This is a genomic window from Azonexus sp. (assembly GCF_036170495.1).
Taxonomy (GTDB): domain Bacteria; phylum Pseudomonadota; class Gammaproteobacteria; order Burkholderiales; family Rhodocyclaceae; genus Azonexus.
The window spans coordinates 1-9,757 of record NZ_JAVHPH010000408.1 but is presented as its reverse complement, the minus strand read 5'-3'; the positions used below and the strand labels follow the sequence as shown (position 1 = coordinate 9,757).

13 protein-coding genes and 1 tRNA gene are annotated in these 9,757 nt (G+C 60.9%); 8 read left to right on the top strand and 6 right to left on the bottom strand.

What is annotated here, in order from left to right:
• Positions 1–17 precede the first annotated feature (17 nt).
• A complete protein-coding gene (locus tag ADADOO_RS15075; protein ID WP_511278324.1) occupies positions 18–650 on the top strand; it encodes an LON peptidase substrate-binding domain-containing protein in 633 nt (210 codons plus the stop codon).
• A gap of 61 nt (positions 651–711) precedes the next feature.
• On the opposite strand, the gene ADADOO_RS15070 is transcribed toward ADADOO_RS15075, so the two are convergent.
• Positions 712–1,110: a GFA family protein gene (locus ADADOO_RS15070; RefSeq protein WP_226496770.1), complete on the bottom strand. Its 399-nt coding sequence runs from the start codon at positions 1,108–1,110 to the stop codon at positions 712–714.
• 1 nt (position 1,111) lies between these two features.
• On the opposite strand from ADADOO_RS15070, the gene ADADOO_RS15065 reads away from it, so the two are divergent.
• From ADADOO_RS15065 to ADADOO_RS15055, 3 genes are read left to right on the top strand one after another with little or no spacing between them, the layout of a single operon-like run.
• Positions 1,112–1,675, top strand: a complete 564-nt coding sequence (locus ADADOO_RS15065; RefSeq protein ID WP_511278323.1) for a type II toxin-antitoxin system TacA family antitoxin — start codon at positions 1,112–1,114, stop codon at positions 1,673–1,675.
• On the top strand, positions 1,663–2,193 hold the full coding sequence (locus tag ADADOO_RS15060; RefSeq protein WP_511278322.1) for a GNAT family N-acetyltransferase: 531 nt from the start codon (positions 1,663–1,665) through the stop codon (positions 2,191–2,193). Before ADADOO_RS15065 ends, ADADOO_RS15060 begins: the two co-directional genes overlap by 13 nt.
• A gap of 15 nt (positions 2,194–2,208) precedes the next feature.
• Positions 2,209–3,171, top strand: coding sequence for a hypothetical protein (locus ADADOO_RS15055; protein WP_511278321.1), 963 nt, complete (start codon positions 2,209–2,211; stop codon positions 3,169–3,171).
• A gap of 138 nt (positions 3,172–3,309) precedes the next feature.
• On the opposite strand, the gene ADADOO_RS15050 is transcribed toward ADADOO_RS15055, so the two are convergent.
• Both ADADOO_RS15050 and ADADOO_RS15045 read right to left on the bottom strand, forming a co-directional pair.
• A tRNA-Gly gene (locus tag ADADOO_RS15050) sits at positions 3,310–3,383 on the bottom strand.
• A 75-nt stretch (positions 3,384–3,458) separates the two neighbouring features.
• Positions 3,459–4,106: an EF-hand domain-containing protein gene (locus ADADOO_RS15045; RefSeq protein ID WP_511278320.1), complete on the bottom strand. Its 648-nt coding sequence runs from the start codon at positions 4,104–4,106 to the stop codon at positions 3,459–3,461.
• A gap of 14 nt (positions 4,107–4,120) precedes the next feature.
• Here ADADOO_RS15045 and ADADOO_RS15040 point away from each other — a divergent pair, with 14 nt between their 5' ends.
• The 3 genes from ADADOO_RS15040 to ADADOO_RS15030 are packed head-to-tail and all read left to right on the top strand — an operon-like array spanning position 4,121 to position 6,262.
• The gene (locus ADADOO_RS15040; protein ID WP_511278319.1) at positions 4,121–4,414 is read left to right on the top strand and encodes a hypothetical protein; all 294 of its coding nucleotides are present in this window, start codon (positions 4,121–4,123) and stop codon (positions 4,412–4,414) included.
• A gap of 32 nt (positions 4,415–4,446) precedes the next feature.
• Positions 4,447–5,130: a response regulator transcription factor gene (locus ADADOO_RS15035; protein WP_511278318.1), complete on the top strand. Its 684-nt coding sequence runs from the start codon at positions 4,447–4,449 to the stop codon at positions 5,128–5,130.
• Between the two features lies 1 nt (position 5,131).
• Positions 5,132–6,262 (top strand): ATP-binding protein, encoded by a 1,131-nt coding sequence (locus ADADOO_RS15030; protein ID WP_511278317.1) that lies wholly within the window; start codon positions 5,132–5,134, stop codon positions 6,260–6,262.
• Positions 6,263–6,271: 9 nt separating this feature from the next.
• Here ADADOO_RS15030 and ADADOO_RS15025 read toward each other — a convergent pair whose 3' ends face one another.
• The gene (locus ADADOO_RS15025) at positions 6,272–6,766 is read right to left on the bottom strand and encodes a flavin reductase family protein (RefSeq protein WP_511278316.1); all 495 of its coding nucleotides are present in this window, start codon (positions 6,764–6,766) and stop codon (positions 6,272–6,274) included.
• A 74-nt stretch (positions 6,767–6,840) separates the two neighbouring features.
• Between ADADOO_RS15025 and mutY the strand changes: the two genes are divergently transcribed.
• Positions 6,841–7,869, top strand: a complete 1,029-nt coding sequence (mutY, locus tag ADADOO_RS15020; RefSeq protein WP_511278315.1) for an A/G-specific adenine glycosylase — start codon at positions 6,841–6,843, stop codon at positions 7,867–7,869.
• A 33-nt stretch (positions 7,870–7,902) separates the two neighbouring features.
• On the opposite strand, the gene ADADOO_RS15015 is transcribed toward mutY, so the two are convergent.
• A complete protein-coding gene (locus tag ADADOO_RS15015) occupies positions 7,903–9,117 on the bottom strand; it encodes an HD-GYP domain-containing protein (RefSeq protein WP_511278314.1) in 1,215 nt (404 codons plus the stop codon).
• 14 nt (positions 9,118–9,131) lie between these two features.
• Positions 9,132–9,740: a hypothetical protein gene (locus ADADOO_RS15010; RefSeq protein ID WP_511278313.1), complete on the bottom strand. Its 609-nt coding sequence runs from the start codon at positions 9,738–9,740 to the stop codon at positions 9,132–9,134.
• Between the last annotated feature and the right edge of the window lie 17 nt (positions 9,741–9,757).

The window sequence follows — 9,757 nt, the reverse complement described above, 5'->3', positions numbered from 1 at the left end:
GGGCGAGGCGCGCTGACATGGGCTGGTTCGACTTCATCCGCTCGCCGACCGGCAACGCCGTCGAAACGATGCGCGTCCCGCTCTTTCCGCTCAACACCGTGCTCTTCCCCGGCAGCGTCCTGCCGCTCAAAATCTTCGAGCAACGCTACCTCGACATGGCCGCTGCCTGCCTGAAAGACGGCTCGCCCTTCGGCGTCTGCCTCATCGAAAAAGGCAGCGAAGTCGGCGCCACGGCCGAACCGCACGCCGTCGGCACACTCGCCACCATCGGCAACTGGGAAATGGAACAGCTCGGCATCCTGATGATCACCGCCCACGGCAGCCGCCGCTTCCGCATCATCGAAACCAGCGTCGGTGCCAACAACCAACGCGAAGCCAGCATCGAACTGCTGGCCGAAACCGGCCCGACCCCGCTACCGCCCGAACGCCAGCGCCTCGTCCCACTGCTCCGCCGCATCGCCGCCGACCTCGGCCACGAACGCCTGCCCGAACCGCACCGCTACGACGAAGCCGAATGGGTCGGCTTCCGCATCACCGAAGTCCTGCCCATCCAGAACCTCGCCAAGCAAAAACTGCTCGAACTCGACGACCCGCTCGCCCGCCTGGAAATCCTCGAAAAATACCTCGACCAGCGGAAACTGCTCGGCTGAAAAACGATTGCTTTGGTTACACCCCGGCGGCTTGCCGGGGGTGAATGTCTGAAATGAAAACTCAGCCCGGCATTCTCTCGAAGCTGGGAAGGCCCTCCGGAATCATGTGGAACGCTTGCTTGTCCACCGTAAAAATCGCGACCTTGGGCACAAAACGGGCCGGCTCATCCATCGTGCCAACCTTCACCGCCATCAGCCCACCCGGAATCTCAGTACCAATCGCCGTGCCACAGTTCGGGCAAAACCGGCGCGTCACCGCATTAGGCACATCGCTGCGCGTAAAAGAGGCCGGATTGCCCTTGGTGTAAGCAAAGCCGCTCGACGGGACGGCAATGAACGTATTCGGCTCGCCCCCCGTGATGTACTGACACTGGCGACAGTGACACTGTCCCTCCAGGACCGGCTCGCCTTCGACCCGATAACGCACCTCGCCGCAGTAACAACCACCTTCAAAAATCATGATGTCTCCTTTTTATGTGAAGAGAAAACGCCACCCGGAAGTGGCAGGTTCCTGCGCATCCATTATTACCGCGAATCCTGCTCGATTTCTCGATCTAAACCATTGTCTGATTTCTTTTAATTGGCATCCCCGTGTAGCCGGCACATTTCCACGGTCAACCGGAAAAAACGGCCAAAATCGATATGGTGCGCCACAACCGGTGACAGAACCATTGCGTATTGACATTGTAGATACGCCAGTGCATATTCCGAACATGTCAAAATCACTTGCCATCTCTCGCCCGCCTATTGAAACGGCAGCCATTACTAAAGGCTCCATCAATCTTCGGATTGAGGGCAATACACGCCAACTCATTGACGACGCGGCGGCGATTCTTGGCAAGACGCGTACCGAATTTATGATCGATAGCGCCCGGCGAGAAGCAATCGACGTACTGCTCGATCAACGCCTGTTCGTGCTTGACGCTGATCGCTTCGATAGCTTCATGTATGCGCTCGACAATCCCCCCGCACCCGGTGCGAAATTGAAAGCCCTGCTGCGTCGTACTCCAGCATGGCAAAAATAAAGGACGCACAGGAACGCCCTGAGCCCCAACTATCGGCCCCAGCTCCACTAAGTGCCGAGCACGACCTTTCCGAATTCGATTGTGGTGAGCCTGCGCTAAACGACTGGCTGCGTTACCGCGCCGCAAAGAATGAAAGCCGTTTTTCGCGTACCTATGTGGTCTGCGCAGGAAGACGGGTTGTCGCCTATTTTTGCATCTCGGCTGGTGCGGTGGAACGCATGGCCGTCCCCGGCAAGATTCGCCGCAATGCGCCGGACACCATACCGGTATCCGTTATTGGCCGCTTGGCGATCGACCGTAATTTCGCAGGCAAGGGGCTGGGAGCAGACATCCTCTCTGACGCACTACGTCGAATCGCCATTGCTTCGCAAAGCATTGGCATTGGAGCAGTGCTGGTTCATGCCAAGAACGATGCTGCAAAACGTTTCTATCTGAAATGCGCTGAATTCATCGAATATCCGGCAGATAGCCAAACCTTGTTTCTTCCCATCGAAACGGTCGTAGCAGCTTTTAGCTAACGGGGGAGAAACACGATGGGGGAAGCAAAAAGAAAGTCACTCAAGCGTAGCCAAACTGCAGACTCATCTGCCAAATCCCACACCATGGTCAGCCTGCATACTCTCGCGCCAGTGGCTGCAATCGATAGCGCTCGAATCCGGGAGTTAACCGGTGACAGCAGCATTCCCGATTCGAAGCAGGTTGTTTTGAATGCCTTCCAAGCCATGGTTGGCCAGCGAAGTTTTCATGTCGGCTTTTGCATCGGTAGCGAATGTGGGTTCAGTGCCATCGGTATCGCCGTCATCGAGCGGTTGATAATGGAAGTTCCCAGTGATGCCCTTCACGTCGTTCCCATCGTTCATGACGATATTGCTTGGGACACGGCACTGAGACACTTACGTAATTTCACTGGGCAGATTTTGCTTTTTGCTTTTTCCGATTCTGATGTTTACCACGCAGGAACGGCCGAAATGTTCTTCTCGAATGCAGTTTGCGTTTACGACTGTGAAGGAAATCTGCTCGAAAAACTCTCCGCTGCACAACGCCACAAGATACGAGAACAAGCGGCAACAATGTCTAAACGTCCGATGCCGACGCTCTATGCAACCGACGTGTCGCAGGAAGATACACCGTGGATATTCCGTCTCGCCACTCCAGCCGGGAAAGAAATTCGAACGGCCGTGTGGAATGGTCGCCGAGACTATTTACACGAACCCCCAGAAGACATCATAAGTTGGGTTGGGGGCGACAAAATCGCCATCGTGCAGGTCGATAGTCCGGTGGGCATTAATCGCCGCTCATCACTTAATTTGACCCATTTTCTTGCCCAGAATTTCGATGGCGTTATCCATTGGGCCCGTGATAGCGACACCTTTCAGTCCATCCTCAAATCGTTCATTCGACTTGACCTAGAGTCAGCTAGCCAACCGGAAACCCCCGAAGGCTGGAAGCCAGAAGTTGTGATTTTGGCGGCGAATAGGGAACCAAGAGAAGACTGACCCGCCAGTTGGATAGCGCTGGATGCGTATTGATATCGCTATACCTGGCTTTGACCAGATATCGACCAGAAAAGAAAAAGCCAACCGCCCTCGGTTGGCTTTTTCTTTTGCAGATCAACGACCTACCTGAATTCGATGTGGAGCGGGCGATGGGAATCGAACCCACGGCTCTAGCTTGGGAAGCTAGGGTATTACCATTATACGACGCCCGCTCTGGATGGCAGGCCGCCATTCTATGCGCAGAAGGCGGCCGGTTCAATGTTCCTGTGCGGGGTCGGTCGGGTTGCTTAGGCGGTCACTGAGAGCAGCGTGGCAATCCCGCTGTTTTCCTGATCCTGGCCGGTGCCGTAGGCGTGCATCAGTTGCATGATTTTCATCATCAACTCGGCGTCGCTGTTGTTTGCCGCGGTCGTCGCGGTGGCTGTGCCGGTATCGGCGGCGGAGGTCGACTCGGTTGATTTGTCGTAGGCCATGGCCTCCTTGAAGCTGACTTTGCCGTCGCTATCGGTGTCCGCTGCCTCGAAATTGTTGACGATCTTGTTGATCAGCTCGGTGCGCTTGGTATCGCTGCTGTCGGCCGATTCGAGCTGGCTGGTCAGTTCTTCCTTGGTGAAGCCGGCGTCGTCGGCTGGCGGCGGGGGTGGCATGCCGCCGGGGCCTTGCATCGGGTCGCCGAACTGGCTGCTGACAGATTCCTGCAGCTTGGCGAGAACGGTGGCGAATTCGTCTTTGGTGACCTTGCCGTCGCTGTTGCTATCGAGCGCCGTGAAGACGTCTTCGGCGCTCGTGCTGCTGGTGCTTTGACTGGCGTTGCTGGTGATCTGGCTGAAGGCCGCGGCCAGATCGCTTTTTTCGAGATAGCCCTGGCTCTTGGTGTCCAGCTTTGAGAATAGCAGGCTTGCCATTTGCGATGCTTGGTTGATTCCGCTCAACATGATTCGCTCCTTGGATGAAATTGACGGGATGCCTGGCTTTTGGCCAAGTCACTTTCCTTGTGCAAGTTATCGGCCAAAACCGGGGTGTTTTGACGGCGCTTTGGGTTAATCCGGGTAAAAGAATGTTAAGGAAAACCGTTTTATGGGATTTTTATTGGAAAAAAACCGGCAATAATCGAATTTTTTGGGTAATTAGCGGCAAAAATCGCTCGCCGGCAATAATTGCCGTTCGTTACCCGACCAGAGCAATCGGGAATGAGGTAAATGTCTGTAAATTAGCCGCTCGCTGCGGCCACCCTTGGCTATGATTCAGCAGGCTATTTTTGGGGGTGAAATACCGATGGCGGCAGTTTTGCTGGTGGACGACGACGTTGAACTGGCCGAGATGCTGGGCGACTATCTGGCCCAGGACGGCTTTGTGGTGACTACGTTGCACGACGGCCTGAGCGGTGCCGAGGCGGCGCTCTCGGGGCAGTACGCCATTGCCGTGCTTGATGTGATGATGCCGGGCCTTTCCGGCGTCGAGGTCTTGCGCCGGATTCGGGCGGTCAGCGCGATGCCGGTGCTCATGCTGACGGCCAAAGGTGATGACATGGATCGCATCGTCGGCCTTGAACTGGGCGCTGACGATTACGTCCCCAAGCCCTGCCAGCCGCGCGAGCTGGCGGCCCGCCTGCGCGCCATCCTGCGTCGCTCGGCGCCCTCGGCCGAGCCGAGCAGCGCCCCGATGGTGGTCGGCGAGCTCTGCATTCGGCCGGAACAACGTCTGGCCGAATGGGCTGGCGTCGCTGTAGAGCTGACCAGCACGGAATTCAATTTGCTCGAAGTGCTGGCCCGCAACGCCGGGCGGCCGGTCAGCAAAAGTGATCTGTCGGAACAGGCGCTGGGCCGGGCGCTGGTCCGTTTTGACCGGAGCATTGATGTTCATTTGTCGAGCATTCGCCACAAGCTCGGCACCTTGCCCGACGGGCGCTCGTGCATCCAGACGGTCTACCGCCAGGGTTACCAGTTGATCCGGTCCTGAGATGGGACGCCTGTTCTGGAAGCTGTTTCTCTTCATCTGGCTCGGCCAGGTGGCCGCCATCGTCGGCACCGGCGCCTTTTTCTGGTTTGAGCACCAACAGTCACCCATGCGGGCTGATTGGCCACCCCCGCCGCCACCGCAGCTTGGCGAGCACCGACCACTGCCACCGGAGTTCGACCGCAGCGGACGGCCCCACCACCCGCCACCGCCTGACGGCAATCGACCGGGCGGCCCACTGCCGATATTTCCGTTGATCGCCGGCCTGATCGCCAGCCTGTTCTGTGCGGCCGGGGTGGCGTGGTACTTCGCCAAGCCGATTCGCCATCTGCGCAACGCCTTCGCCACAGCAGCCGAGGGCAATCTCGATACCCGGGTAGGCAGCGCCATGGACGGCCGGCGCGATGAACTGGCCGATCTCGGCGAGGATTTCGACCGCATGACCGAGCGTCTGCAAGCCCTGATGGCGGCTCAGAAACGCCTGCTGCACGATGTTTCGCACGAAATGCGCTCGCCGCTGGCCCGCCTGCAGGCGGCGATTGGCCTGGCCCGGCAGCAGCCGGGGCGGCTTGACGATTCGCTGGCGCGCATCGAGCGCGAGGGCGAACGCATGAACGGGCTGATCGGCGAACTGCTCACCCTTTCCCGGCTCGAAGCTGGCGTTTCCGGTCCGCTCGAAAAGCTTGAGGTGGGCGAACTGCTGGCCGGGATCGTCGAGGATGCGCGCTTCGAAGGTGCAGCGGGGCAGGTTGGCGTCGACTTCGCGGCATCACCGGGGCTTTTCGTCCAGGCCAATCCGGAGTTGCTGCATCGGGCCATCGAGAACGTGGTGCGCAACGGGCTGCGCTTTTCGCCGGCCGGAACGAGCCTGCAGATCGGGGCGAAGCTGGAGGCTGACGGCTTGATCCACCTGCACATCGCCGATCAGGGCGTCGGCTTGCCGGCAGCCGAACTGGAAGCGATTTTTACGCCGTTTTATCGCGGACGAAATCTGGCGACGGGCGACGGCTACGGTTTGGGGCTGGCGATTGCCCGGCAGGTGATTGCTACGGTCAACGGGAAAATTGCCGCAAAAATGAAAGCGGACGGCAGCCCCGGCCTGCTCATCGAGATTGTCCTGCCGGCGGCCGACTGAGGCCGGAACTCAGGCGAGTTCGGATAATTCCCGGTAGCGGCCGGCGTGAAATAGCAGCGGCGCGAGGTCCGGCGTTTCGCTGAAGCGTTCGACGCTGCCAACAAAAATGGTGTGGTCGCCAGCGGCGTGTTCGGTCACGTTGGTCACTTCAAAGGTTGCGCAGCAGCCCGGAAAAACCGGAGCACCGCCGATACCGGCGTGCCAGGCGAGACCGGCAAAGCGGTCGGCCGGCCAGGTGGCGAAGCGATTCGACAACTCGTGCTGGTCGGCGGCCAGCACGTTGATGGCGTGGTGGCTGGCCTGGCGGAAGGCGGCGAGGTTGTGCGAGCCGTTATCCAGGCACCAGAGGACGAGCGCCGGATCGAGCGAGGCGGCGGCGAAGGAATTGACGGTCAGGCCGATCGGGTGGCCGTCCGGGTCGATGGCCGTGACGATGGTGACGCCGGTGGCATAGCGCCCCAGGGCGTTGCGCAGGGCGCGGCTGTCGTTTTGCGGTTGGGTCATCGGGCGGGGCCGGTAGGCCGGAAGAAAAAGAGGCCGTATTATCCGTGCTCCCGCAGCCTGCGTCGAGGCAGAATTTGGCCGCCCAAAACCGTTTTACCGAAGACCTGATCGCCTGGCAGAAGACCGCCGGGCGCCACGACCTGCCCTGGCAGAAGACGCAAGACCCCTACCGCATCTGGCTTTCCGAGATCATGCTGCAGCAGACCCAGGTCAGCACGGTGATCCCCTATTACGCGCGCTTCCTGGCCAGCTTTCCCGATGTGCTGGCGCTTGCCGCGGCGCCGATCGAGCTGGTCATCGAGCACTGGGCCGGCCTCGGCTATTACGCCCGGGCGCGCAACCTGCACCGCTGCGCCCAGCAGATTGCTACGGTCTACGCTGGAAAATTCCCAAAAATGGAAAGCGAACTGGAGACCTTGCCGGGCATCGGCCGGTCGACCGCAGCAGCCATCGCCGCCTTCGCCTTCGGGCGCCGGGCGGCGATTCTCGACGGCAACGTCAAGCGCGTGCTGTGCCGGCAGTTCGGCATCGCGGGTTTCCCCGGCGCCAAGGCCGTGCATGACCGCCTTTGGCTGCTGGCCGAAAGCTTGCTGCCGGAGAACGACATCGAGGTTTACACGCAAGGATTGATGGACCTCGGCGCCACGCTGTGCATGCGTAGCCGGCCGCGCTGTGGCGACTGCCCGGTAGCGGCCGGCTGCGTCGCCAAGCGCGATGGCCGGCAGGGCGAATTGCCGGAAGCCAGGCCGCGGGCGGCGGTGCCGGAACGCACCTCGACTTTCGTTCTGCTCACCGACGGCCAGCGCCTACTGCTCGAACGACGCCCGCCCTCCGGCTTGTGGGGCGGCTTGCTGGTGCCGCCAGAGGGCGAGCCGGAGGCGGTCGCGGCGCGCTTCGGTCTGGCCCTCGGCGAAACGACAGAATTGCCGCCCTTCAAGCATGTCTTCACGCATTTCCGGCTGACGCTGGAGCCGGTGCTGTGCCGGATCGACGCCCGGTTTCAGGCGGCCGAACCGGGGCTGGAATGGGTGGCATTAGAACGCGCGGCCGAGGCCGGCCTGCCGGCGCCGATCAAGAAGCTGATCAGGGCCTGTTTGCAGTAACCGACGCTGCCCGTCGCATACTGCGAACACGCCCTATGCAGGTTGCCAGCGCAGTGGGCTGAGGCCCCAGTGCTCGAAGGTTTCAGCCTGGACAATCTGGCCGTAATGGTTGCCGATCTTGCGTGAGAGGTCGACATCGACCGGCGTCGTCACGTATTGCTGACGGCCGGTGTGGTAAATGACGCGGACGGTGGGGGTCAGCATGTTGTCGGCGTGCAGTTGCTCGACGACGGCGAGATGGCCGCTTTCGAGCAGGACCAGGGTGCCGACCGGGTAGATGCCGACGGTCTTGACGAAGGCGGCAACGAGCACCGGATCGTATTGAAAGCCGGCCTCGTCGTAGAGCTGGCGCAGCGTGTGCGATGGCGACATGGCGGCGCGGTAGGGGCGGTCCGAGGTCATCGCGTCGTAGGTGTCGACGATGGCGGCCATGCGCCCGGCCACAGAGATTTCGTCGCCGGCCATCTGGTAGGGATAGCCGCAGCCGTTGTAGCGTTCGTGGTGTTCGAGCACCACCGCTACCGAGGTTTCCGATAGCCGCGTGGTGGCATCGAGAACGGCCAGGCCTTCTTCAACGTGGCTCTGGACGATGGCGTATTCGGATTGGGAAAGCGTGCCCTGCTTGGCGGTCAGGCGCGCATCGAGCGAGGCGTGGCCGATGTCCTTGACCATGGTGCCGAGGGCCAGTTTTTCAATTTCCGGTTCGGCCAGACCCTGATGCCGGCCGAAGGCGATGATCAGCGCGGCGGTCGCCACGGCGTGTTCGGTGGCGTAAGCATCAAGCCGCTTGAGGCGGGCGAGCGGGACGAGGGCGTCAGGATTGCGGATGACCGAGGCGATCATCTTGCTGACAATCGGTTCGAGGTGGGCGGCATCGACGTTGTTGCCGGCCTTGGCCGAGAGCATCAGGCCGCTCACCGTGTTGCTCGCTTCGTGCAGCAGGCGGCCGGCCCGCCGCCGCTCTTCGCCGAGCGAAACGGTGCGCGGCGTGGCGGCGCGGATTTCGGCCAGCGATTTGAGCTTTTGCTCGATCTGGTTGATGCGCGCCATCGGCGTCGGGGGCAGATCGATGCCGCGGGCGGTATCGATGCTGATTTCCTTGATCCCCTCTTCCTTGATCTTCGCGATATGCGCCTCGTCGCGCACCTTGAATTTCGACTGCCAAAGGGAATGGTCGAACCAGCGCTTGTGCAGGTCCACGACGTACATGCCAGGCAGCAGCTGGTTGATGAAAATCTTGCGGATCATGCCGGCGCTTGCGCTTATTTTTTCTCGGCCGCCTGGGCGGCGCGTTGCTCCGCTTCGCGCATTTTCCTGGCGACGCGGGCGTCGTGATCGGCCTGTTTCTTGCGCTGCTTTTCCGCCTCGGCAATCTTTCGCTTTTCGCCTTCGGCCGCCTGGGCGGCTTTGGCGGCGCGGCTAGCGGCGATCTTTTCCTCGCTCACCTGGCGGGCATTCATCGATTCGGCCTGACGCAATTCAAGATCGGCGGCGCGTTTGGGCGCCTCTTCAGCCTGCACCCTGTTGCGGTCGCTCAACTGCTCGCGCTTCACTTCGCGCTCGATGGCCCGGCCGTCAATCTCCAGCCGGCGCGCCTCCCGCGTGGTTTTGAGGTGCTCCCTGGCCGCGGCATTGCGGCAGTCGTTGATCAGAAACCGGGTCGCACATTCCGCATTTTTCTCCGCCAGCAAGGCGTCGGCTTGATCCTGCCGCGCCTTGCTCTCGGCCTGTAGTGCCGCGGCCTTGTCGAGGCGCGCCGACCAGGCCGCCTGCGGCTCGGCACCCGCCGCAGCGTCGGCGGCCAGCGCAGCAACGGGCTGGGCAAGCAGGGCGATCAGGCCGGCAACCAATGATAGGGGTCGATTTTCCATTTTTCGTAACTCTCAAA